The following is a 22,949-nucleotide window of genomic DNA, read 5'->3' as shown; positions in this document are numbered from 1 at the left end:
ATAATGTATATTGAAAATAAGGAATCAAAAAACTTGGCAGAATAGAAATGGTGATGCCGCAAGCTAAGCAAAGATAACGACAAATCGGTAGTCGTATATGTTCATCTTCTTCAATACCATATCGCCAGTAATAACCATGACGATGTATGTTTCCCTGAGCGAAACAATTACAACCCGGACATCGATCTAACCTAGGAAACTCATTTTCTATTCCATTTGCCGCGTATTGAAAAATATCAATCTTAAAATCATGTAAATGAATCAATTAAAAAACTCCCCTCTATTAATATGAAAAAAACTTAGCACATTATAGCAGGGAAGTCTATTTTTAATCTGGAGGAATTTGAACAATTAGCAAGTGTTTTAGATGGAACAATGTGGAGCTTTACATTGGTAGATCATCTCCTCTTCGGTCACTGATCCAACTTAGCATCACCCTAAACCAACAGCATTTCCCAACTAATCAACGAAACATAATCATTGCTCCACGAAAAGGCATGCATTATAATGTTCCTAATGAATTTTTAGAAAAGTATTGTTTTTTCAAATTCATAAATACCATAGAAGGAGTGCTAAAATGACAAACAAAGTACAAATTGGCAGAACAGATCTAGTTGTAAATCCGGTTGGTATGGGGACAAACAAAATTGGTGGTCATAATCTTTTTCCGAACTTAGATGAAGAAGCAGGGAAAAATGCAGTCCGTTATGCAATTGATCATGGTATTGACTTTATCGACACGGCTTATCTATACGGGAAAGGCCGTTCAGAAGAATTAATTGGTGAAGTAGTGGAAGAAACGGGAAAACGTTCTGAACTTGTACTGGCAACGAAGATTTCACCAGTTTTTACTGAAGATGGAATGATAAATAATAACAATCCCGACTTTTTAAAGCAAGAAGTTGAAAAGAGCTTGAAACGATTAAAAACAGATTATATTGATTTAATGTATATTCATTATCCAGACGAGGATACGCCAAAGGCTGAGGCAGTCGGGGCGTTGCAAGAATTGAAGGATTAAAAGTGGGTTTGATGTGATTGGCACTTATACGGATAAAGTAGGGGAAGCGAAAATAATTCTTGAGAAAGAGTTGTGATTAGGCTTGCCAGTCCAATATTACAATAGGAATCATGTCAAAAAGAATTAACATATCAAAGAGACAATCGCTCAAGAAGATTGTCTCTTTAATTTTTCCATTTTTCCTATAGACATATATATCACATTATGATATATTGAAGTCTGATGCAAGTATCACTTTATGATATATCATGAATAGATATAGGAGATGATTGCTTGAAAAAAACAGAGCAATTAACAGATACGATGTTTTATATTATGGCTGCTTTAACGAAACCGAGACACGGTTACGCTATTATGAATTTAATTGAAGAAACTACAAATGGGGTAATTACAATAGGTCCAGCATCCATGTATACGATTATTAAAAGGTTATTAAAACAAGAGTGGATTTATTTGTATGACGGAGAAGATTCAAGGCGCAAAACATACGAGCTTACCGAATATGGCAGAAAGGTACTGGAAGAAGATTTGCAAGTGAGAAAACAAATGATTGAATTAGCAGAAAGTGGATTAAAGGGAGAGTGAAAAATGAGTAAAACAAAATATATTACATCAGGTGGACTAGCTTTCTCTGAGTATGAAGATATGGATAAATTACGTCGATATTCTCTAAAAGGCTGGCATGTCAGTGATTTTAGCTTTATGGGCTATACGCTCGAAAAAGGAGAAAACAAAGATTACATTTACACAATAGACTATCGCTCATTACATGCTGACGAACAAGATGAATACTTTGATTTCTTTTTTAACTCTGGCTGGTCGCATGTTTCTTCTTCAGCAGATATTCATTTATTCCGAGCTCGTCCTGGTACAAAACCGATATATACGGATCCGGATACAACGATAACGATCATTATTTTACTATTTGTCAGAGGGACGGGTACTACAGTTAAAATTCTAACATCAATGGTGATCGGAGGGATCGTATTTCCAACTGTAGTTTGGATCGTTATGACCCTTTACCATAAAATTAGAAGAAAACATGAATACACTAACATTTGAATGAAAAAATGGAGGGAATCAAATGGAAATAGAAATATCTGGTCTAGGAATCGGGTTAGTTTTGTTAGCTGTCGGGTTAAGTCTTATGGGATATTTTATTGGGAAAGGCCTACAAAATATGGGGCATCCCGAGAAAGGCCATCATTATCATTTCTTTATCAAAGAAAGTGAGTTGGAATATTACTCCAATCTAGACAAAAATGAGATTGAAGAATTATTGAGAAAGTATCCCAATGCCCCTAAGATTGAATTAAACGGAACAAATTATTATCCATACAAAAAATTGATGGAGTGGTTTTCTTCACATGATTATTAATGAATAGTGGAGAGATTCACTAGAAGAACTAATTAGAAAAATGAGGGTGAAGAATTATACCGTGAACAAGATAATGAGGAAACGTCGTAAATCAAATGCATTGAAGTAGAATGGATTGGTAGGGGATAAAGTGGTTCATGTATGGAAGTCTTATTTATTGTTGGTTGCAGGTGTTCTGACAGGAATTATGATTGTGAGTATACTCCGAAATGGGGAAATTAATTGGACCGTAGTTGGTGCTACATTTATTTTATCGCTTTACTTATTCCTTTCTTTATTATTTATTCGCCGGGAATTAAAAAATAAATAGTAAAAAAATGTTCTTTTCAATTAGTGGATACAAAAACTTGTAATGAATGATGTAGTCGATTTTTACAACGATAGGGATGGTTACAATTTTCATACTGTTCCTAACATGATTTGTAAATTCCGGGATATACATATATAGAGGGGGGGATTTTTATCACGAAAAAAATTCTACTATTTTGTGATCCTGGAATAGATGATTCGTTTGCAATTATGTATATGATGATGGATCCCGAGATTGAAATTGTCGGTATTGTAACAAGTTACGGGAATGTACCGAAAGAGCAAGCAACGGCTAATGCAGCCTATCTAATGCAACTTGCTGGGAGAACGGATATCCCGATTATTCCTGGAGTTTCCCAACCGATGGAGGATGATTATTTAGCATTTTATCCCGAAATTCATGGAAAAGGAATTGGTCCAATCCAGCCGCCACATCCGTTGCAATATCAAACGTACCCATTTGATACAATCAGGCTTATCATAGAAAAATATAAAAATGAACTTATTCTTGTTGATACAGGGCGATCAACAGCACTTGCTACAACATTTATTTTATTCCCGGAACATGCAAAATTGGTTCATTCCTATTATGTAATGGGCGGAGCATTTTTTATGCCGGGGAACGCAACGGCGCTCGCTGAAGCTAACTTCTATGGCGATCCGAATTCTTCTGATTTTGTCGTCAAGTCTGCACACAATTTAACAATCACGCCTTTAAATGCAACACAATTTGCCGTTATTACAGAAGAAATGGTTCAAGCTGTATCTAAGAATGAGAAACAATATTATGCTGCGCTGATTGTCCCTGTTTTTGAATATTACTATGATTTTTATCAAAAGTTGATGCCAGGTATTCAAGGTGCACCAGTGCACGATCTGCTCACCGTCATGATTATTAATCATCCCTCCCTCTGTGATTACATATATTACGATGTGCATGTCGCTCGCTGCGATGAAGTAAAGGGGATGTCGTATATTGATTACCGGCCGACGAGTAAAAGAGGAAAGACAAGGATTGCAGTGAGTCTTGATTATGCAGCGTTTGTGGAGCAATTTAATAAGGTAATGTTGCCGGAGTGAATTGTGTTTTGTTTAAAAAAGAGAATATGCGTGAAGGATCGAAGCAATCATTTGTTGATTGTCTTTTTTTGTGCAATTATGTTGGAAGAATTATGTTAATATTAAATCATAATTAATGCGGTATATTGCTCGAATATACTTCGGGGGGAATTCGGATGGTAAAAATAATGGGATTAACCAATGACGAACAATTTCAGCAGGCAGCAACACTTTACGAAGAGATTTGGAAAGATAATGACCATTCCATAGAAGAACGGATTCAAAGACATAGCTCCTATAGCGGTTTTAGAGGACTAGCTATTTTGTCAAATGAAGGAAGTATGATAGGTTTTTCGTATGGATACACCTCATTGCCTACACAATTCTATCATAATTTGCTGGCTGAGGAATTAAATGCTCTGGAATATCAACGGTGGCTAAAAGATTGTTTTGAATTTGTTGAATTAGCAATTCATCCATCTTATAGAAACCGGGGGTTTGCAAGATTGTTAGCTACAAAACTAGTCGAAGCAGTTGAAAATAAGACAGCTATTTTAACAACACAAGTTGATAATCATCCCGCTCGCACATTATATAAGTCATTGGGCTGGAAGGATATTAAAGAACCTTTTTTTCCAGGTAACTCGAAACAAGCTTATGTGATAATGGGGAAGGAATTATAATTCATTTCAATTATTTGGCAGCATAAATTAAAGTTGTTCATTTTAGAGATTCTTGAGGTTTGTTTTAACGAAAAGAACATATAGGTAATGACAATGTAGTTGAAGGGAAAAAGAATTTACCTTTTAAAATGGGGAACATTAGGTGTTCTTTAATCGTATAAATTATAGGAGATAATCAGGTCGTTTAATGGAGGGATATGTGGTGAATCTCAAGAACTTTTTACCTGCATTTTTGGCAGGGTATCTTCTGTGTATGTTGATTGTATATCTTATTTTTGATTTTTTTAGTTGGGGTTTTACCCTAGGCTCGGTGATTGGTGTCATACTATTCGCTATTATAATAACAGCTTTTAAAAAACAGACGAGGCAGAAATAGCAGGATTCAAGTTTAGTCAGTAGTTAAGTACCGTCTAAAATATAATTTCCTCATCCGATACATCGAAATATGCCGCCGAGTTATGTTGCCTGTGATTGCCATAATGAAACCGTTGACCTGAATGTATTAGGTGTGGAGCGATCGTATGGATGTGAATAATGCTTTATAACCCACATGAAGTAAATCCGGATGCACTTATGTTTGGGACAGACTTGCCGTCTACTCGGGCAAAGAGGCCTTTTCAGTATTCGGATATTGAATTGATTCAGGAATTATTTGATGAACAGGCGATTGATAAAATTTTGTATACGAATGCATTGGCATGGTATTTTAAATAACCTAAGAAGATTTTTTAAGGTAAATCTTTATGTGTAGACACCTTTAATAGAAAGATCCTTATTAGGAAAAAGAGTAGGTAAGTAGCTCAAAGGTTGGTGAAAATGAAAACTTTTATTATTGTTTTAGTGGTATTGCTAATTTTATTCATTCTTTTTATCATATCTGGAATAGCAATTAATAAACGCAATTTAAGGAAAGACAAGCATGATTTATTAAATTACTTTAAGAAGCATAAAGATAGGCTGTCTATTACGATTAAGGAAGATGGTATAGACACATTAACTATAAATTCTGATCAAAAATTTCCGTTAGCTAGTACGTTAAAAGTACTAATAGCGTTTAATTTTGTAAAGGCTGTAACAAATAAGAGATTTTCAATTAATGATAAAGTGGAGTTAGATGAGCTTGATAAATTCTATCTCCCAAATACGGATGGAGATGCTCATCCTAGGTGGAAAAAGTCTATAAATAATCCCGCCGATGTTGAGCTCTACTGGATAAGAAATATATTCAATGATTTTGTTATCAGTACGGCGCTAGATGCTGATTTTAGGGAAAAAGTAAAAGAATCGCTTCGTTAATTTATGTTGGAAAATATACTAAGAGAAAATATATTTATAGATTTAAAAGGAATAGCAAATGATATAGGATTTCGCATTTTGAAGTTTTGCAAAAGGAGATTTAAGATGAATATCAGGTTGTTAAATAAAGACGAAAACCCACCTATGGATTTGTTATTGCTAGCGGATCCCTCTCGAGAAATAGTGGAAGCGTATTTGGAAAGAGGAGAATGTTTCATTGGAGAAAGTGATAATCGCGTTATTGGAGTATATGTAATACTTCCGACCAGACCGGAAACTGTGGAATTGGTGAATGTGGCGGTTGCAGAAGAATTTCATGGTAAGGGTTTTGGGAAAACATTGGTAATGGATGCTATTCGAACTGCCAAAGAAAAAGGTTACAAAACAATGGAAGTAGGTACTGGAAATTCAAGTATCGGGCAGCTTGCACTTTATCAAAAATGTGGATTTAGAATTATTGGTGTAGATATAGATTTTTTCATTAGACATTATGATGAGGAAATTATTGAAAATGGTATTCAATGCCGAGATATGATTCGGTTATCTATGGATTTATAAAATTGTTTTCTAGAAATGATGGCTGCTGGGGGAGGATTAATAATTTAAAATAGGGGAATCAGTGTTCTTTAAAAAACATGTTTCTTATTTATCTACAGGGTAGAATATTAAGTACAATTGTTAACAATAAATGCAGATGCTCCAGATACAAACCAATATAATGCTGAAGTTAGATTAATACCTAAATAAAGAGGAATGAATGAACAGAAATAAAGCCATTGTGATAACACAATGGCTCGCTTATTAAAAAAGTCCTGCTTCTTTTGCGGCTGCAAAGCTATTCTTCGCAAATTCGAATGGATTCATTCCGACATTCTCCCAATGCAAATACATTAACCTCGGCTCTTCAAACAACCAGTGGTTATGAAATGCAGTTACGATAATCCCCCTTCTTTGTAATGCTCGAATCATAGGATTTACTTCCTTTTGAAGGATTACAGTTTCACCTAGATTTAAACCATTATTTTCAAAGGATAACATGAAAGGTAGGGCTAGTGGAGAACGCGTGCGGCGGCCTAAAATAGTCGCTCTAATATCATCTCGAAGACGCATTACCACACAAACAGGTTGCGCTTGAATAACCTCACCGCCAATAATATTTGCAAGTCTTTGACAAGTTGATTTTGATTTGGATTCCTTATCATTTTCTCTTCTATACATATAAATCCCTCCTTCTTTTTCATTCTCATTAAATAGTGTATTCGGAGATGTTAGATAGGTATAGACGAGTCATCCAGAGCAAACCCCCTTTTATTCTTTGCTTTTAACGACTTCTACATCACTATTATTAATAGGTGGTGGAAGAAGTAAGTTTGTTAGAAGAGGTCTGTATATTTTTATTAAATAATGTAAGTTGTAGTTGGAGGATATATGTATTTAACAAACGGGCTCGAATTATCAGTTAATTGCTGGCATAACTAGCAATACATTTTAGATCCCTATTCCTTGGCCTATCATCCCTGCGTTATCATAAGATGGATACCGGACAGCAATGAAATTAAGTTCGATAATTTATAATGAAGAATGATCGTTTGGGATAAATTCCGATATTTCATAAAGAAGTTTGATACAATTAAGTTACAAATTGAAAGTGTATAGTTCTTAGTTGAACAAGAAATGATGATCATCCTTATAAACTGAAAATAAAAAGGTGGGATACAATAACGTGAAAGTTCGACTTACTGACTATAGTGAAGATTGGTCTTGCATGTTTCAGACAGAGGCAGCGTTTCTTACAACAGTATTTGGCGACTTGATAATAAAATGTGAGCATTTTGGGAGTACAGCAGTACGGGGGATGAAGGCAAAGCCTGTAATCGACATGATGTGTATCGTTAAATCCATAGAAAAGGTTGACTTTTTCAATGAGCAAATGAATTCTTTAGGATATGACGTTGCTGGGGAATGGGGAATTAAAGGAAGAAGGTTATTTCGTAAAGGCGGGGATAACAGAACCCATCATATTCATTTCTATCAATTTGATAACCCTGAAATTGCTAGACATTTAATTTTTCGAGATTATTTGAGGGCTCATCCACAAGAGGTAGCTAAATACAGTCGTTTCAAAGAAAAGTTGGCTCAACGCTACGATACGACAAGTCGTTATAGTCCAGCAAAAAAGAAATTTGTAAATGAGATGGAACAAAAAGCTCTTCGTTGGTATTTGGAAAGTTAGAAGATGGCATTAGGTGGGGATAAATACTACATCTTTGAGAATTTCACGAAAAAGAATAAAGCCTTGTTGGATGAACAATCTAAAGGTTTATCCTATTTTTACTTAATAAAGAATGAAGATGGCCTTATTTTGGGAAGAATAAACCTAGTAAATGTTGATAAAAATCAAGGTACAGGTCATATCGGTTATAGAGTAGGGGAATCATATATTGGCAAAGGTATCGCTAATAAATCGGTAAATTTGTTATTAACAACGATTAATAAGCAGGAGATTAAAGAAATTTTAGCGAAGACAACTACTGACAATATCGCCTCGCAAAGAGTTTTGGAGAAAAATGGGTTTAAGCATATAGCAACGAGTGATGAAACGTTTGAAATGAATGGAGAAAGTTTGAGATTTATTTATTATAAGTGGACTAATTAGGATTTACCGGCAGCTATGTCTGCAATTGTTAAAGTAGGTGGTCCTATTCGATCGCTTTATTGTATAGTTTTAAACGTTATTTATTATATAGCAATCGTGCTGAAACTATCATACTGCTGGCAGGTAAAAATAGTTAGATTGAATTAGGCTGCAGTTTTATCTCTAGAAACTAGGATTTCATGCTAATTACGTAGAATATTAAATAAGCACATAAAATTAGAGGAGTGTCTTGATGGAAAATCCTATCTTAAAACAAATCGGAACAGTATTTATCCCAGTAAGCAACATTCAAAAAGCGAGAGATTGGTACTGCGACATTTTAGGATTAAAAACAGAAGGGGAAGTTCAATTTGGTCATCTCTACGTTATACTCATGGAAGGGACAGGAATTGTATTAGATAGCAAGATTTATTCAGAAGATAGAACTTTTAAAACCCCAGCATTCCATTTCAACACAAAAGATATTGAGAAAGCATTTCATTTTATGAGCAATAAAGGAGTTAATTTAATTACAGAAATCGAACATAATCATTATTTTAATTTCAAAGACCCTGACGGGAATATTTTAATGGTTTGCAAATGTTAATAGTATGCAAACGAGTCATATACTAGAAAGAAAATGACCTTTCAATAGTTGATACAGAGATTGAAAAGTTAAGGCAAGAATCTTCTTTATAAAATTAAAAATTCTATGTTGGAGGGTTACAAATGAGTAAGGTAGCATTAGTACCTCATGATAAAAAATATGCAAAATCACTATCTTCACTCTCTTCAGCTCCACAGGTGAGAGAACCTCTAGGATTGACGGATAATCAGACATCGATAGAAGGAACACTTGAATTTATCGAGTTTGTCCTAGAAAGTGAACGATTAGGTAAGCTGTATTCGAGAGTAATCTTGAATGAAAACGATGAGTTAATCGGGGTAATAACCTTAAAAGAAATAGATAATGAGAAGAAGATTTGTCACATCGGAACTTGGATCGGCCATCCCTATTGGGGAAAAGGATATAATGAGCTGGCCAAAAAAGATATTCTATATACTGCTTTCACAGATCTTAACATGGAATATGTCTTCGCCGGTGCCAAGTTAACTAATATACGCTCTCGAAAAGCACAGGAAAAGCTTCCTTATGTAAAAATAGACGCACAATCTGAATTTCCTGATGAATATAAGAAATTGGTGCAACAGGTAAATGAACCTTGCCTGTTAAACGTAATAGAAAAAGTTGCATTTCTTGATTGGTACTTAAAAAGTACTTGAGACCATTGATTTCTGATAGAATAGGGGAAACTGTGCCTCACCTAAGTAAGATACATTCTATTCCCCATATTTTCTATCTAAATTTTACAAATGTTGTTAGGACCTCTCTGCACGAACGCATTCAAATCTATCTCATTCAGTTGATTAGAACACCTCTAATCTCCTGAACGCACTCAAATCTATCTCATTCAGACGATTAGAATACTTCTCATTCGAGCGATTAAAGATTAACTCCCGTATTTACTCAATTGAAGTCTTGGAATGGGCTCATTAGCACGAAATCGTCTATAACAAATTGTTATCTAAAAATAGCGCGATGAAGTATGCGCACTGCATCTTCATCACGCTAAAGGTGTAAACCCTTTTTATAAATATTCCGCTACTTTTTCCATCGATTCTTCGCTACCGCTAATAATTAAACGGTCACCCTGTTGTAAAATCGTATCTCCATTTGGGGTAATCGCTCGTTCTCCACGATAAATGGACAGGATAAGCGTATCTCCCAAGAATGGCAGCTTGCGGAGCGGTATCCGGTCATATCTCATTCCATCTAAAACAAATTCTCTAATAATCTCATCATTATCCGTTAATAGACGGACAAGACTTGGACTGTGCACCATCGCTTTTAACACCATTTCTCCAGCGAAGGCATTCGAATAAATCGCCATCCCCATATCCGTATATTGTTTGTTCAATGTCGGTTCTTCAATCCGGGTAATGATGTTTTCATAGCCAATTGCAATCGCGTAATTAGTAATCTCCACGTTGAAATTATCATTACTTGTTGCAACAATTATACCGTCGAAGGTTTCAAAGATATCCATTTCGATTAACTTCTCCAACGTCATGTTGTTCACTTCAACAATTGGAAATTCATTATCTGATTCTGATTTTAATTTCCCTTGCTTCTCCGAGAAAATCGTTACCTTATAATTACTCTTTTGAAAGTTGAGACTCGCTCTTAGTGCGGCGCGGTTAGCTCCAATAATAGCTAAGCTGCTTTCTTTTTCCTCCACTTCAGGCGATATTCTTGCATACAATATCGGTGAAGTGAAACACGTCAAGATAGCAACTAGTACAATCGCACTGTTCATACCTTCCGAAATGATTCCCATTTGCAGCGATACGGTAGCTGCTACAATTGCAAGGCTTAAGGTAGAGGTAAGCAGCATTCCTGAACTCAATACCTCATTCCAAGAAAACCATCGCTTAAGAAGTAATGTTGGCAGATTACGTGTTAAAAAGAGAAAGACCAACACAACAGGAATCAACAGCAAGATACTGCGATTTTCCAGTAAAGAACCGAAATCAAAATCCACTCCTACCATAACAAAGAAGATAGGGATCAAGAATCCATAGCCGAAACTATCCAGCTGATGAACGAATTCTCTATCTGGAGAAAGTAGGGACACAACAACCCCAGCCAAGAAAGCGCCAAGGATATTTTCTACTCCCATTGTTTCTGATAAAGCTACGAACAAAAGGATTAATGCAAAGATACCACGAGTACCGATTTGCGCTGTTCCTCTTTTTAATGCTTCAACCACTGCCATGTTCGTTTTCTTCCGGTAAAAGTTCAATAAGAAATAAAGCAGGAATACAAGAGCGACGAGCAGGATGATCCACCAAACAATCGTCGTGTCTCCGTCTTTTACTGCTAAATAATAAGCAAATAAAATCATCGTGGCAAAGTCAGATATGACTGCGATGAGCAATACGGTTTGCCCTAATTTCGTATTCAGTACTTTCCTTTCTTTTAATACAGGTACGACAACGCCTAGAGAAATGGTTGATAAGATAATCGTCATGAAATACGGATCATCAATCAAACCAAATGATACGAGCACTAGAGAGAACCCGTAAGCGAGAGCTAACATTAAGGCAAAAATAATACTTGAAACGAGGAATGGGTTAATTTCCTTCGATTTCCCAGAGTTATTTCCTTTTTTCACGCGGAAGGAGTTAAAGTCAATTTCCAAACCACTTAAAAACATCAAATATATTAGACCTAAACTGGATAGCAAGGTGAGCCATGCATTATCAACATCGATAAGGTTCAAACCGCTCTTACCAATGATGATCCCAGCAATAATCTCTGCTACCACAATCGGTATCGCTTTTAATTTTAATCGTTCGAGCAAAATTGGAATGAAAAACGCAACACCCGTAACGATCATGAGAGATACAATTGAAGTTGCACCATGTTCCATCTGATAATCCCCCTTTTTGAAAAAAATTGTCAATATAACATGGAGTTAGTTAAGTTGTAAAGCATAATTAAACAACAGAATTGTTCTTTTGTCTAATATTATCTACATACATTTTTTTATTTTATAGTTTCTTATATAAAAAAAGGAAGCCCCTTGGGTAAAGGACTTCCTTTTTAATGGTGGTGATGATCGTGATGTCCGGGTGATTCCGGCTGTATCCTGCAAAGAATCGAATTGTCGTGTAAATGTGCAGTCGTTTCTAGTTGAATCGTCATATGGTGAATATTTTGCTGTTCCAGTTCATGTTCAATCTGTCGAAGTAATGTTTCACTTTCTGCGATGGACATATCATCATCAACAACCGCGTGGCAGGAAAGGGCATTTAATCCGCTCGTAATCGACCAGACATGCAAGTCATGGACACCTTGAACACCATCCGTATGTTGAATGGTTTCCACGACCTTCTCCATATTAACATTATCTGGGGTTCCTTCCATCAGAACATGGAGTCCCGATTTTGCAACAAAGTAGCCACTACGGAGGACGAGTACAGCGACAATAACACTTGCGAGAGGGTCCGCCCAACCCCAGTTGAAGAAAATGATAAGCAGGGCAGCAATAATCGCACCGATTGAACCAAGCATATCACTGATGACATGCAGGTATGCTCCTCGCATATTCAAGTTATCATCCACATCTCCACCACGAAACATAATCCAAGCGACAAGAATATTAATGAACAGACCAATAATCGCAATTATCAACATGCCGGTTGAAGCAACCTCCGGCGGATTTTGGAAACGTCCAATTGCTTCATAGAAAATATAGCCGGCAATGATGATTAGCGTAATCCCGTTCAGCACAGCTGCTAAAATTTCAAATCGTTTATATCCATATGTTTTACTATAGTTGGCAGCTTTATCACTTAGTGTAAAAGCGAGGAGGGCGATACCGAGTGAGATGGCATCACTTAACATATGGCCAGCATCTGCCAAGAGGGCAAGACTATTGGTAAGGAATCCACCTATCGCTTCCACTATCATATAGAGGGAAATGATGATAAAACTTATTTTTAAAACTTTTTTATTCGCACCATGCGAATGATCATGTACATGATCGTGTCCCATTTCAAATTCCTCCTCAATCAATGATGTAGAGCATGCTTGATCGCCTGCTTCAATAAATTCATGACATGATCGTCATCCTCCGAATAATATAGGGTTCTCCCTGCTCTTCTATATTTAACCAATCGCAAATTTTTTAAGAAGCGTAACTGATGGGAAACACTCGACTGACTTAGGTTTAATGTCTCTGCAATAGCGTTCACGGAATGTTCCCCTGTACATAGCAAATTTAAAATCCGAATTCGGGTTGGATCACTCAAAGCTTTGAATATTTGCGAGACAACGAATAATGTCTCTTCATCCAAATGTTGCCTGTCTTCTGTAAATACCTGTTCCCGTTTTTGCTCATCCACCACCATCTCAACTCCTCTATCTATATTATTGTCTTACATCAATACATGAACACATGCTCATGTATATAACTTATGACAAAACATATTAAATGTCAAGAAACAAGTCAACCTGTGCTATGATTTAAGTGGGACATGGGGTCAGAGCAACTGTCCCAGTTTTTAAGCGGGACATGGGGTCAGAGTAAATGTCCCAGTTTACGAAGAATAACCAAAAGGGAGGAATGGAAAAGTGAAGAAGTTTCTTTTACTTGTGGTACTCGTTATAGGAATAGTCGGTTGTAGCGATACAAATGAAGAACCTAATACAACCACTGCAAGTCGGAAAAAATGCCGGATGACTTTGGTTTTGCGGTTCAGTTTGGTGTGGATAAAAAGAACGAGATTAATACATTTGAAGAAACTGTAAGGAAAGACTTAATTCAGAATGGAACAATTACGACGAGCATCACTTTGACAGAGAAAGAAATGCAGCAAATTTACGAGAAAATGAAAGATGTTCATATAGTAGAAGAGAAGAAATTGATACCAGAGCCTATTGATGGGGAAATATGTTACCAACAACCGCATGAAGAAGACGAGTGGAAGATCAGGATTAACGGGGAGACAATACACCATTCCGTATCTGGTGCTTATTGTGATTCAACCGCTGATGCAAGCGAGTTATTTGAATTGAGAAATTATATTTTTGATATAGTGAAGAGAAAGGATACATATAAAGATTTACCAGAAGCAGTAGGCGGGTATGATTGATTTTGATTTGAAGACGTTGTTAATTTCAAATGGCGATAGAAATTGGGGAGGATCTGCAAATGGAACTTTGGGATGTATATAATCGAGATCGAATCAAAAAAGATAAATTTATAGTACGTGGAGAAGCTTTTGAAGAAGGGGATTATCATTTGGTTGTCCATGTTTGTATCTTCAATTCGGCAGGGGAAATGTTGATCCAGCAGCGACAACCTTTCAAAATAGGGTGGCCGGATAAATGGGATATTACCGTTGGTGGCAGTGCGATGAAAGGGGATAGCAGTCAAGTGGCAGCAGAAAGAGAATTGGAAGAAGAGCTTGGAATTTATCTAAATTTAGAGGAACTAAGACCGCATTTTACTATTAATTTTGAACGTGGTTTTGATGATATTTATTTAGTTGAAAAGGAAATCAATTTGGAAGATGTAAAGTTACAGGAGGAAGAAGTTAAAGATGTAAAATGGGCAACAAGAGAAGAAATTATTGAGATGATTAGGAGCGGTGAGTTTATTCCATATTATGAAGGTATGATTCATTTGCTTTTTGAAATGCGCGGGAAATATGGCTGCATTCGACAATAAGAGTGCAGAGGGTTAGTTCCCCTCCGGATCATCTGAATCCCGATTCGTTGTTTTCGCATAACTTTGAAGGGGAAAAGCTATCAGTGTCTTCATCTTTGTATTTTTCGACTCATGCAGAGGCTTATAGGCTACCTAATTCCTCGAATAGCCAAGTTTTCCAATCGTTCAGCGGTTTATAAGCTATCTAATCATCTGAACACACAATTTTTACGCTTCATCGGTTGATAAGAGACCTTTTAATCCCTCGAACAATTGTTTTTTCCGCTGATTCGGTTGATGAAAGACACTCTAATCCCTCGAACGATTAGTTTTCCTCTCGTTCGATTGATAAGAGACTCTCTAACCCTCTGAACAATTGACTTCCTAGCTCTTTCGGTAATTAACAAATCTTCGAGTATCCGAATTAAGCCGAACCCATTCTAAAACGACAAAAGGTCGGAACAACTATCCCAAAAAACTGGGACATTTGCTCTGACCCCACTGTCCCGGGCTTGAGTCGATTATCCTTCTATATCTCTTTTTCGATAGCCAATAAATCCCAGAGTTATTAAGATGGCAGCAACTAAAATTAGTAACATGATTGGTGTCCATTCCATATTTTCTACTGGTAGTGCTGGGATATAACCGAATGGGGAGAGTTTCTCTATCCATTCCGGTAAGTCTAGCAGTCCGCCGAGATAATTAGAGATGAATGAAAATACGACATATACCCAAATCAATCCGGTAAATCTTGGTGCCATGCCAATTAAAAACAGAGCAGCTCCGATCATGACTAGCATCGCCGGGTAATATACGAGGGAAGCCCCGTAAATCGTCCCGAAAGAAAAACCATCCTCCATTACAGCCTCAGCAGCAAGCCACAGTCCGATACCTGATAAGGAAATCATAATAAATCCATTAAACACAGCAATAATCAAGTTGCTCGCCAAAAGTTTTCCACGAGATACTGGAGCGGCGAGAATCGACTCGGTTCGATTTTTCTTTTCTTCACCAATCAATTTATTCATTGCCATAATCGGAGGAACAGTAGCAAGTATTCCCATCACAAGCATTAAGGCAGGGATAAATTGTTCTGTTAAGGAGTAACCTTCTTCAGCAATAAGTATTTCTTCTAATAGTTCATTACCTTGAAAGAATGACTCCAAATCTCCCATCACAGAACCGTAAGACATGCCTAGAACTAGCATACTTATTGCCCAGGAAATAAAAGCTGTACGCTGTGTGCGGAAGAAAAGTCCAATCGGAGACTGGAGAAAACGAGTTGCATGAGTTCTTCCAGCCCGAGCGTGGAGAAAAGCGGCTCCCCAGTCACGGATTGCATTTAAATAATTCGCTAGTAAAAATAATGAAGCAGAAAATCCGACAAGAAGCAACACAGGCCACCATTCGTTCGCTGAATAAGCTTCCGTCTGTGTAACGAGTCCGAGCGGTGAAAAGAGGGATAATGTTTCATTACTCACATCACCAATCGCACGAATGAAATAAGCGAGCAGCAATACGGCAATCGATAATCCGGTAGCTCCGCGTGAGCTTTCTGAAATTTGAGCGAACACTGCCGCTACACCTGTGAAAAAGAGTCCTGTACTTCCTAAAGCAACCCCGTACAGCAAGGAGCCTTCAAAATCCATACTTTCCAATCCTAAAGCGTATAAGCTAAACCCTGAAACGAGAGCAAGCACAATATTTGTTACGGTTAGAACAAAAAGAGTAGCATTCAAGTTCGCCAATTTACCGACAGGAAGTGCAAGAATCAATTCGGAAAGCCCATCTTCCTCTTCTGTCCGTGTATGACGGATAACGAGTAAGATACTCATGAGTCCAACGACAACGGCTGTAAACAGCAACATATTATGCGTCGTCATCGCACCAATCGTATAATTCTCAATATCTCCAGGTCCAACCATCGCCGTCACAGCTGGATTCGCCATCGTTTCTGCCATTACATCCCGTTCATCTTGTGTTGGAAACATGTCGTCCAGGGCGACAGGAATCAATATAGTAAAAAAGATAATACCAATGAGCCAGAGGGGAATCCGAACCCGGTCCTTTCTTAAGGTGAATGTAATTAGGGAACCGATATTATCAGTTGCAGTCCGAAACATCAGGAATTGCCTCCTTCAGTCGTTTCTTGCTTATGCTCATAATGACGCATAAATAAATCCTCTAATGTTGGAGGTGCACTTTCCAATTTTACAATTCCGTATTGGCTTACATATCGGATGACCGTATCGAGTTCTTCTGAATCTACTTGAAAGTCCAGCGTTTGCCCATCCTTTTGCACATTGTGGATACCTTTCCATTCATCGATTGTGGGGATAGGTTCTTTCGTTTCCACTAAAAGATTCGTCCGGGTTAAATGTCGCATCTCACTTAATGTACCTGACTCAATAATTTTACCTTGCCGGATAATCCCGACTCTGTCACAAAGCTTCTCCACTTCCGATAATATATGACTAGAAAGCAGAACCGTTTTTCCTGCATCCTTTGCAGATTGAACATATTCCTGGAAGACTTGTTCCATTAATGGGTCCAGTCCAGAAGTCGGTTCATCAAAAATAAACAGTTCGGGATCTGATGCAAAAGCTGCGACTAAAGCTACTTTTTGACGGTTACCCTTTGAATACGTGCGGCACTTTTTCGATGGATCAAGGGCGAATCGTTCCAGTAGTTCTTCCCGTTTATGCTTATTATTCCCACCTCTTAATCCCATAAATAAGTCAATCACCTCACCACCGGTCAAGTTCGGCCAAAGGTTCACATCACCAGGGACATAGGCGAGCCGTTTATGAATTTCCACTGCATCGTGCCAGGCATCTTTTCCGAATATCGTTGCTTTTCCTTCTGATGCTTTCAAAATTCCGAGCAAAATTCGAATGGTAGTGGATTTCCCAGCACCATTCGGTCCGATGAAACCATATATTTCCCCTTGATCCAATGCCAAATTCACTCCATCCAGCGCTTGAAAGTTCCCGAATTTCTTATGGAGATTCTTCACTTCTACTATCGACATTGCGCTCATCCTCTCTCAGGTTTATAAAAAAAGTTTTGAAATATTTCGCCTCTCATAGTTCATAATATAGAAAAACGATGTAGCATGCAATAGATTTGAACTATTTCATTTGTTATATTTCATAACTTTTATTAAACTAATGTAAGAGGTGAAAGCGATGAATGGCTTTGAAAGAAGAAAGCAAATAAAAATGAATAATATAATAGAAACGGCCTTATCATTGTTTTTGGAACATGGAATAAGTAAAATTTCCGTTGCTGGGATTGCTAAAGAAGCAGGCGTTTCTCAGGTGACGATTTATAATTACTTCGAGAGCAAAGATAATTTAATCCAAGAAGTGTTTCGATATTATATCCACCAAATATGGGAAGAATATGTGGTGCTTTTTAATCGTGACATTCCTTTTCCGGAAAAGGTTAAAACGATAATTTTTGATAAATCATTAGTTGCGAATCAAATTAATGAAGAGTTTTTCGATTATTTTATGAAAGATTATATGAAAAAGGATAGTTATATCATGAAGTTCTATACTGAAACGGCACTGCCTCGTTTTCTGGAACTGTTTGCGGAGGGGAAGGAACAAGGGTATATCGATAAGTCGATTTCCGATGAGGCAATTCTCTTATACATTCAAATGTTTGCTGATTATATGCGGCGGGAAGATGTAGGGCCATCACTCCTTCCGCTTACAGAGGATCTAACAAAAATATTCTTCTACGGTATATCTGGAAAAAGGACGGACTAGTAGCTTAGCTGTCATAAAGTGAAACTTCATTCAGTGGGGGTTTCCTTCCCCCTCACTGAATGTTAACAGAATTAGGGATTTACGGACTGTTTATCCCCACCTTCACATCTTGGTCTTCACTCATGTTTAAAGATGGGACCGTTAATACGTGATAAAAGTTCCTATTTCCGAGAAAGATAAATTGAAGCTCGATAATTATTTCACTATACTAAGATAAGTAAGTGAAAGGAGATAAGGAATATGGCAGATGTGAAAGTGGAATCCAAAGCCTTTGCGCTTTTAAAAGATAAAATACAATTGATTAAAAAGCAGGATCAGGCGATCTATTTGGTCGGTCCGATCCAGCTTCCAGTAAATTTATACGGAGAAACAGTTGTTTTTCAGTGGTACTCCTGGCTGAATCATGATGAGGTGACAGAGGATTATGAGAAAGTCATTGATCATCTCGCCTCAGCAAACCTTGCTGAATATCAGCAGTCGAGCGTTCTCGTGTACGGTGACTTTAAAGAAGCGGACGATGCGCTCATTCGTCTGCACTCGATTTGTCATACAGGAGATATTTTCGGAAGTAAACGCTGTGACTGTGGTTTCCAATTGAAAGAGTCCATGAAGCGGATCAAGGAGCATGGCGCGGGTGCGCTGTTCTACCTTGCGAACCATGAAGGTCGTGGAATTGGTTTATTCAGTAAAGCAATGGCTTACGTGCTTCAGGAAAATGGTTTTGATACAGTCGAAGCAAATGAAAGTTTAGGATTTGATAATGATCTCAGGAATTATGATGACGCGATTACAGTGCTGAAAAACCTACGCACGAAGCCAGTCACATTGATTACGAATAATCCCGAAAAGCTGGAAGCACTCCGGAACTCCGGCATGCATGTTGCTGGTAGAACTGCCTTATGGGGAGACGTATCAGAATATAACCAGAAATATTTAGAAACGAAAATTGAAAAATCCGGCCATATGAAAGCGGAGGGAACTTGTCCAAATGACTAATCACGAATTTTATATGGACCTTGCCCTTACGAATGCCCGGGCGATGAAAGGGCAGACTGATCCGAATCCACTTGTTGGGTCCGTCATTGTAAATGACAACCGGATTGTCGGAGTCGGCACCCATTTGAAAGCGGGAGAACCGCATGCAGAAATTCATGCATTAAGAATGGCAGGGGAGCTTGCACATGGAAGTACGATTTACGTCACGCTTGAACCCTGTTCCCACCACGGAAGAACAGGCCCTTGTGCTGAAGCAATCGTGCAAGCCGGGATTAAAAAAGCAGTTATCGCAACCCTTGACCCCAACCCGGTTGTTTCTGGAAGTGGTGTGAAAATCTTAAAGGACGCCGGAGTTGAAGTGATTACAGGAGTTAGGGAAAAAGAAGCGCGGCAGATGAATGAAGTTTTCAATAAATTTATTGTTGAAAAGAGACCATTTCTGACATTGAAAGCAGGAATTACGCTGGACGGTAAAGTCGCAACCCATACGTTTGACAGTAAATGGATCACTTCAGAAGAGGCGAGGGTTGATGTCCATCATCTACGTAATGAAAATATGGGAATCTTGGCAGGAATCAACACCGTATTAGAAGATAATCCTGCGCTTACTACGAGAATTCCGAATGGCAGAAACCCTGTTCGAATTGTTCTTGATTCAACGTTAAAAATTCCACTCGACTATCAGCTTGTGACAGATAACGAAGCAGAAACGTGGATTTTCACAAGTCGTGCACATGATGAAACGAAGAAAAAAGAATTAGAGCAGGCCGGTGTACGTGTTTTTGTTACAAACCGTGAAAATACTGTTGATCCGCATGAAGTTGTCGAACGGCTAGGCGAAGAAGGGATCTCCTCGGTCATGATTGAAGGTGGCGGAAATATTCATGCATCGTTTCTCGAGAATCAATTAATAGATAAGGTCGTTCTTTATATTGCTCCTAAGCTTGTTGGCGGGAAGGATGCCCCAACCTTTCTGGAAGGAACTGGAGTGAAGCTTATGAAAGATGCGGTTGAATTAAATGATGCAGCATTTATTCCAGTTGGAAAAGATTTGAAATATATTGGTTATCCAACCTATACAGATTGAGGGGAGGGATTTCGAGATGAAATTTGGTTTCGACATTGATGATACATTAATTAATTTGCGGGAACATGCTTTTCGTATTTATACAAAACGGCTTAAACAAGACTTATCCTTAGAAACTTTTAAAGGGATTAACCGGGTGGAAATCCACGAGCCGTTCGGACTAACGGACGCAGAAGGAAAAGAAATGTGGACTCATTCTTTAGAAGAAATTTATTATACTGATTGCCCTGCTTTTCCCGGAGCGAGAGAAACGTTATTAGATCTAGCCGAGGAAGGCCATGAAATCTATTATATAACGGCAAGGCCGAAAGAACACGGCATCCGGACGAGGGAATGGATGAAGGAAAAAGGATTCCCAAATACGGGCAATCGTTTTTTCTATGGGATGCAAGATGAGGAAAAAGTAAAAATCATCGAAGAGCTTGAGCTGGATTATTATGTAGATGATAAACCGGCTGTCCTCAATACGTTACTTCACACGCCAACCCAATTAATCGTTAAAGATCAATCCTATAACAAGGATTTGGAAATGGAACGACTTATCGATTGGGATGATTTTAAATCCATGATAAAAATGGGTACATGAATGAAATAGATTCATGTGCCCGTTTTTTTCGAATTTCTATATAAACAGAGTAATAATTCCTATATTTTATTGGAATCTACGGCTTCCTGTAGTAGGATAGTTACATAGATAAGTTTGGAGGAGAGCAAGCATGTTCAAGCAGCGAAAAAAAGAAAAGACGAGAGAACTCATTTTTAATAAAGACCCCCATCATGTTACCTTAGAAGCAAAATCGAATAGTGCACTGGATCATCAAGTCAAGATGATTGGGCTGACCGTCGAAGATTTACAAATTCTACATACACTGCAGCCATACGTGATGGAAAATATCGGACTAATTATCGATCGATTCTATTCAAATCTAGAAAAAGAGGCATCGTTAATTCATATTATTAACCATTATAGTTCTATCGAAAGGTTAAAGCAGACGCTAAGGCGTCATATTGTCGAGATGTTCACAGGTGAAATCGATGAAGATTATATTAAAAAGCGCTATATTGTTGCCCATGTTCATGTCAAAATTGGTTTAGAAGCGAAATGGTATTTGGCGGCATTCCAAGATATTTTAAATTCACTGATTAATATTATTGAAGAGCATGTGCCTGACCGGGAAGAATCATTTCTTGCCTTCCGGGCAGTCAGTAAAATTATTAATTTGGAAGAACAGCTCGTTCTTGAAGCATATGAAGAGGAGATAGATCGCATTAAGCAGACAATTGCTGCGGAGAAACAGAACATCCAAGTAAAAATTACCGGGACATCAGAAAGTTTAGCAGCGGTTTCCCTACAAACAAATGCAACAATGGAAGAATTAATTGCCCAATCGGATGGAATGGTTGCTTTGGCGAAACGTGGCTCTTCCTTATCCGAATCGGCAAAAAGTAAAGCAGAGTCGGGTAAGCAGGAATTGAACCGACTCACGGAAAAAATGAACAGTATCACTGCGTCGGTTGAAGGAATCCGTACAGACGCGGAAGAACTTGAGAAGATTATGCAGCAAATGCAAGAGATAATCAATCTTGTATCCGGTGTGGCTGAGCAGACGAATTTGCTATCCCTTAATGCAAGCATTGAGGCAGCAAGGGCAGGGGAATCAGGTCGCGGCTTTGCAGTTGTTGCAGAAGAGGTGCGTAAGTTGTCCGATCAGACGAAGGACGCCGTTGTGAATGTTGCCTCATTAATTAAAAATACAACGGAGCAAGTTAATTATTTGACGTCAACCTTAGATACGATTCGTCGAGACGTGCAGATCGGGAATAGTTATTCTAAGGATACGGAAATTCATTTTGAGGAAATCGTCCGAACGATGAATGATACCGATAAGCAAAATAATAAGATGGCAGATGAGATTCAATTATTTTGCGAGAGTATGAGTGTACTAGGAGAATCTTTTGAAGAAGTTGCTGCTTCAGCGGATTCATTAAATTCATTAACAACCAAATTAGATGGATGAAAAAGAAAGTCTGACATGGAAAATGCCAGACTTTTCTTTTGATTAAGTTATGCAAACTTTTCACTTTACAAGTTGAGTTTCTTCATATATATTCATAATTAAAGAAATTTACAGATTTTTACTAAGTGAAATGGGGGAGGGTGATGGAGGAAACGTACGAGAAAATTTTACGGGAGAAGCGGCGTTTTGTTATCATAGCAATTACTTTTGCTTTTGTTTTTTACTTTTTACTCCCTGTATCACTTATCTTTTTCCCTGATACGATGAATCAAACAAGCTTTATTCCCGGGGTGACGTGGGCTTGGGTTTACGCATTCCTGCAGATTATTATGATTTGGCTGCTTGGATGGTTGTATCATCTAAAGGCAAAAAAGATAGATGAACAGACCGAGCAAATGATACAAGAGGAGTGA

General features: G+C 37.8%; 26 protein-coding genes and 3 pseudogenes. 22 read left to right on the top strand and 7 right to left on the bottom strand.

Annotated elements, in window-relative coordinates:
• Positions 1-265, bottom strand: a pseudogene (locus tag GN217_RS18985) (DUF6431 domain-containing protein); the annotation flags it as partial.
• Positions 266-577: 312 nt separating this feature from the next.
• On the opposite strand from GN217_RS18985, the pseudogene GN217_RS10730 reads away from it, so the two are divergent.
• The 10 genes and pseudogenes from GN217_RS10730 to GN217_RS10685 form a co-directional block, all read left to right on the top strand.
• Positions 578-1,018 (top strand): annotated as a pseudogene (locus tag GN217_RS10730) (aldo/keto reductase); the annotation flags it as partial.
• A 276-nt stretch (positions 1,019-1,294) separates the two neighbouring features.
• Positions 1,295-1,606, top strand: coding sequence for a PadR family transcriptional regulator (locus GN217_RS10725; RefSeq protein ID WP_156856676.1), 312 nt, complete (start codon positions 1,295-1,297; stop codon positions 1,604-1,606).
• A 3-nt stretch (positions 1,607-1,609) separates the two neighbouring features.
• Positions 1,610-2,083, top strand: coding sequence for a DUF2812 domain-containing protein (locus tag GN217_RS10720; RefSeq protein WP_156856675.1), 474 nt, complete (start codon positions 1,610-1,612; stop codon positions 2,081-2,083).
• 22 nt (positions 2,084-2,105) lie between these two features.
• Complete coding sequence (locus GN217_RS10715; RefSeq protein WP_156856674.1) at positions 2,106-2,399, top strand: DNA-binding protein; 294 nt, start codon at positions 2,106-2,108, stop codon at positions 2,397-2,399.
• A gap of 130 nt (positions 2,400-2,529) precedes the next feature.
• A complete protein-coding gene (locus tag GN217_RS10710; RefSeq protein WP_156856673.1) occupies positions 2,530-2,709 on the top strand; it encodes a hypothetical protein in 180 nt (59 codons plus the stop codon).
• Between the two features lie 146 nt (positions 2,710-2,855).
• Entirely contained in the window at positions 2,856-3,788 is a 933-nt protein-coding gene (locus GN217_RS10705) for a nucleoside hydrolase (protein WP_156856672.1), read from the top strand.
• A gap of 155 nt (positions 3,789-3,943) precedes the next feature.
• Positions 3,944-4,450 carry a GNAT family N-acetyltransferase gene (locus tag GN217_RS10700; protein WP_156856671.1) on the top strand — a complete coding sequence of 169 codons (507 nt, stop codon included), beginning with the start codon at positions 3,944-3,946 and terminating at the stop codon, positions 4,448-4,450.
• A 521-nt stretch (positions 4,451-4,971) separates the two neighbouring features.
• Positions 4,972-5,164, top strand: a pseudogene (locus GN217_RS10695) (amidohydrolase family protein); the annotation flags it as partial.
• 102 nt (positions 5,165-5,266) lie between these two features.
• Entirely contained in the window at positions 5,267-5,746 is a 480-nt protein-coding gene (locus GN217_RS10690; RefSeq protein WP_156856670.1) for a serine hydrolase, read from the top strand.
• A 105-nt stretch (positions 5,747-5,851) separates the two neighbouring features.
• Positions 5,852-6,304, top strand: coding sequence for a GNAT family N-acetyltransferase (locus GN217_RS10685; protein ID WP_156856684.1), 453 nt, complete (start codon positions 5,852-5,854; stop codon positions 6,302-6,304).
• 243 nt (positions 6,305-6,547) lie between these two features.
• Here the strand turns inward: GN217_RS10685 and GN217_RS10680 are convergent, their stop codons facing one another.
• Positions 6,548-6,964 (bottom strand): DUF1259 domain-containing protein, encoded by a 417-nt coding sequence (locus tag GN217_RS10680; protein ID WP_156856669.1) that lies wholly within the window; start codon positions 6,962-6,964, stop codon positions 6,548-6,550.
• Positions 6,965-7,469: 505 nt separating this feature from the next.
• On the opposite strand from GN217_RS10680, the gene GN217_RS10675 reads away from it, so the two are divergent.
• From GN217_RS10675 to GN217_RS10660, 4 genes are all read left to right on the top strand, one after another.
• On the top strand, positions 7,470-7,979 hold the full coding sequence (locus GN217_RS10675) for a GrpB family protein (protein ID WP_156856668.1): 510 nt from the start codon (positions 7,470-7,472) through the stop codon (positions 7,977-7,979).
• A 3-nt stretch (positions 7,980-7,982) separates the two neighbouring features.
• Positions 7,983-8,402 (top strand): GNAT family N-acetyltransferase, encoded by a 420-nt coding sequence (locus tag GN217_RS10670; protein WP_156856667.1) that lies wholly within the window; start codon positions 7,983-7,985, stop codon positions 8,400-8,402.
• A 232-nt stretch (positions 8,403-8,634) separates the two neighbouring features.
• Positions 8,635-8,988, top strand: coding sequence for a VOC family protein (locus tag GN217_RS10665; RefSeq protein ID WP_156856666.1), 354 nt, complete (start codon positions 8,635-8,637; stop codon positions 8,986-8,988).
• Between the two features lie 122 nt (positions 8,989-9,110).
• Positions 9,111-9,665, top strand: coding sequence for a GNAT family N-acetyltransferase (locus tag GN217_RS10660; protein ID WP_156856665.1), 555 nt, complete (start codon positions 9,111-9,113; stop codon positions 9,663-9,665).
• A gap of 365 nt (positions 9,666-10,030) precedes the next feature.
• On the opposite strand, the gene GN217_RS10655 is transcribed toward GN217_RS10660, so the two are convergent.
• From GN217_RS10655 to GN217_RS10645, 3 genes are all read right to left on the bottom strand, one after another.
• Positions 10,031-11,875, bottom strand: a complete 1,845-nt coding sequence (locus tag GN217_RS10655; protein WP_156856664.1) for a monovalent cation:proton antiporter family protein — start codon at positions 11,873-11,875, stop codon at positions 10,031-10,033.
• 173 nt (positions 11,876-12,048) lie between these two features.
• Positions 12,049-13,002, bottom strand: coding sequence for a cation diffusion facilitator family transporter (locus GN217_RS10650; RefSeq protein ID WP_156856663.1), 954 nt, complete (start codon positions 13,000-13,002; stop codon positions 12,049-12,051).
• 17 nt (positions 13,003-13,019) lie between these two features.
• Positions 13,020-13,358, bottom strand: a complete 339-nt coding sequence (locus GN217_RS10645; RefSeq protein ID WP_156856662.1) for an ArsR/SmtB family transcription factor — start codon at positions 13,356-13,358, stop codon at positions 13,020-13,022.
• Between the two features lie 321 nt (positions 13,359-13,679).
• Between GN217_RS10645 and GN217_RS10640 the strand changes: the two genes are divergently transcribed.
• Both GN217_RS10640 and GN217_RS10635 read left to right on the top strand, forming a co-directional pair.
• Positions 13,680-14,102, top strand: a complete 423-nt coding sequence (locus GN217_RS10640; RefSeq protein WP_156856661.1) for a hypothetical protein — start codon at positions 13,680-13,682, stop codon at positions 14,100-14,102.
• A gap of 29 nt (positions 14,103-14,131) precedes the next feature.
• Complete coding sequence (locus tag GN217_RS10635) at positions 14,132-14,680, top strand: NUDIX hydrolase (RefSeq protein WP_370459768.1); 549 nt, start codon at positions 14,132-14,134, stop codon at positions 14,678-14,680.
• A gap of 500 nt (positions 14,681-15,180) precedes the next feature.
• On the opposite strand, the gene GN217_RS10630 is transcribed toward GN217_RS10635, so the two are convergent.
• Together GN217_RS10630 and GN217_RS10625 are read right to left on the bottom strand one after the other, a co-directional pair.
• Complete coding sequence (locus GN217_RS10630; RefSeq protein WP_156856660.1) at positions 15,181-16,782, bottom strand: ABC transporter permease; 1,602 nt, start codon at positions 16,780-16,782, stop codon at positions 15,181-15,183.
• A complete protein-coding gene (locus GN217_RS10625) occupies positions 16,782-17,690 on the bottom strand; it encodes an ABC transporter ATP-binding protein (RefSeq protein WP_156856659.1) in 909 nt (302 codons plus the stop codon). The genes GN217_RS10630 and GN217_RS10625 overlap by 1 nt, the downstream gene beginning before the upstream one ends.
• A 157-nt stretch (positions 17,691-17,847) precedes the next feature.
• Here GN217_RS10625 and GN217_RS10620 point away from each other — a divergent pair, with 157 nt between their 5' ends.
• The 6 genes from GN217_RS10620 (at position 17,848) to GN217_RS10595 (ending at position 22,949) form a co-directional block, all read left to right on the top strand.
• Positions 17,848-18,435, top strand: a complete 588-nt coding sequence (locus tag GN217_RS10620) for a TetR/AcrR family transcriptional regulator (protein WP_156856658.1) — start codon at positions 17,848-17,850, stop codon at positions 18,433-18,435.
• 240 nt (positions 18,436-18,675) lie between these two features.
• Positions 18,676-19,431, top strand: a complete 756-nt coding sequence (locus GN217_RS10615) for a GTP cyclohydrolase II (RefSeq protein ID WP_156856657.1) — start codon at positions 18,676-18,678, stop codon at positions 19,429-19,431.
• Complete coding sequence (gene ribD, locus GN217_RS10610) at positions 19,424-20,518, top strand: bifunctional diaminohydroxyphosphoribosylaminopyrimidine deaminase/5-amino-6-(5-phosphoribosylamino)uracil reductase RibD (protein WP_156856656.1); 1,095 nt, start codon at positions 19,424-19,426, stop codon at positions 20,516-20,518. The genes GN217_RS10615 and ribD overlap by 8 nt, the downstream gene beginning before the upstream one ends.
• 16 nt (positions 20,519-20,534) lie before the next feature.
• A complete protein-coding gene (locus GN217_RS10605; RefSeq protein WP_156856655.1) occupies positions 20,535-21,104 on the top strand; it encodes a 5' nucleotidase, NT5C type in 570 nt (189 codons plus the stop codon).
• Positions 21,105-21,234: 130 nt separating this feature from the next.
• The gene (locus GN217_RS10600) at positions 21,235-22,536 is read left to right on the top strand and encodes a globin-coupled sensor protein (protein WP_156856654.1); all 1,302 of its coding nucleotides are present in this window, start codon (positions 21,235-21,237) and stop codon (positions 22,534-22,536) included.
• A 143-nt stretch (positions 22,537-22,679) separates the two neighbouring features.
• Positions 22,680-22,949: a DUF485 domain-containing protein gene (locus GN217_RS10595; protein WP_156856653.1), complete on the top strand. Its 270-nt coding sequence runs from the start codon at positions 22,680-22,682 to the stop codon at positions 22,947-22,949.

It is taken from the genome of Oceanobacillus sp. AG, assembly GCF_009746545.1.
Lineage (GTDB): Bacteria > Bacillota > Bacilli > Bacillales > Amphibacillaceae > Oceanobacillus > Oceanobacillus indicireducens.
This window is presented reverse-complemented; position numbering and strand designations above follow the sequence as displayed.

Bases quoted from the DNA above. Each gene is read 5' to 3' on its own strand.
- GN217_RS10720 (WP_156856675.1), top strand. From the start codon at position 1,610: ATGAGTAAAACAAAATATATTACATCAGGTGGACTAGCTTTCTCTGAG.
- GN217_RS10715 (WP_156856674.1), top strand. From the start codon at position 2,106: ATGGAAATAGAAATATCTGGTCTAGGAATCGGGTTAGTTTTGTTAGCT.
- GN217_RS10700 (WP_156856671.1), top strand. From the start codon at position 3,944: ATGGTAAAAATAATGGGATTAACCAATGACGAACAATTTCAGCAGGCA.
- GN217_RS10690 (WP_156856670.1), top strand. From the start codon at position 5,267: ATGAAAACTTTTATTATTGTTTTAGTGGTATTGCTAATTTTATTCATT.
- GN217_RS10685 (WP_156856684.1), top strand. From the start codon at position 5,852: ATGAATATCAGGTTGTTAAATAAAGACGAAAACCCACCTATGGATTTG.
- GN217_RS10680 (WP_156856669.1), bottom strand. From the start codon at position 6,964: ATGTATAGAAGAGAAAATGATAAGGAATCCAAATCAAAATCAACTTGT.
- GN217_RS10670 (WP_156856667.1), top strand. From the start codon at position 7,983: ATGGCATTAGGTGGGGATAAATACTACATCTTTGAGAATTTCACGAAA.
- GN217_RS10665 (WP_156856666.1), top strand. From the start codon at position 8,635: ATGGAAAATCCTATCTTAAAACAAATCGGAACAGTATTTATCCCAGTA.
- GN217_RS10660 (WP_156856665.1), top strand. From the start codon at position 9,111: ATGAGTAAGGTAGCATTAGTACCTCATGATAAAAAATATGCAAAATCA.
- GN217_RS10655 (WP_156856664.1), bottom strand. From the start codon at position 11,875: ATGGAACATGGTGCAACTTCAATTGTATCTCTCATGATCGTTACGGGT.
- GN217_RS10650 (WP_156856663.1), bottom strand. From the start codon at position 13,002: ATGGGACACGATCATGTACATGATCATTCGCATGGTGCGAATAAAAAA.
- GN217_RS10645 (WP_156856662.1), bottom strand. From the start codon at position 13,358: ATGGTGGTGGATGAGCAAAAACGGGAACAGGTATTTACAGAAGACAGG.
- GN217_RS10640 (WP_156856661.1), top strand. From the start codon at position 13,680: ATGCCGGATGACTTTGGTTTTGCGGTTCAGTTTGGTGTGGATAAAAAG.
- GN217_RS10635 (WP_370459768.1), top strand. From the start codon at position 14,132: ATGGCGATAGAAATTGGGGAGGATCTGCAAATGGAACTTTGGGATGTA.
- GN217_RS10630 (WP_156856660.1), bottom strand. From the start codon at position 16,782: ATGTTTCGGACTGCAACTGATAATATCGGTTCCCTAATTACATTCACC.
- GN217_RS10625 (WP_156856659.1), bottom strand. From the start codon at position 17,690: ATGTCGATAGTAGAAGTGAAGAATCTCCATAAGAAATTCGGGAACTTT.
- GN217_RS10620 (WP_156856658.1), top strand. From the start codon at position 17,848: ATGAATGGCTTTGAAAGAAGAAAGCAAATAAAAATGAATAATATAATA.
- GN217_RS10615 (WP_156856657.1), top strand. From the start codon at position 18,676: ATGGCAGATGTGAAAGTGGAATCCAAAGCCTTTGCGCTTTTAAAAGAT.
- ribD (WP_156856656.1), top strand. From the start codon at position 19,424: ATGACTAATCACGAATTTTATATGGACCTTGCCCTTACGAATGCCCGG.
- GN217_RS10605 (WP_156856655.1), top strand. From the start codon at position 20,535: ATGAAATTTGGTTTCGACATTGATGATACATTAATTAATTTGCGGGAA.
- GN217_RS10600 (WP_156856654.1), top strand. From the start codon at position 21,235: ATGTTCAAGCAGCGAAAAAAAGAAAAGACGAGAGAACTCATTTTTAAT.
- GN217_RS10595 (WP_156856653.1), top strand. From the start codon at position 22,680: ATGGAGGAAACGTACGAGAAAATTTTACGGGAGAAGCGGCGTTTTGTT.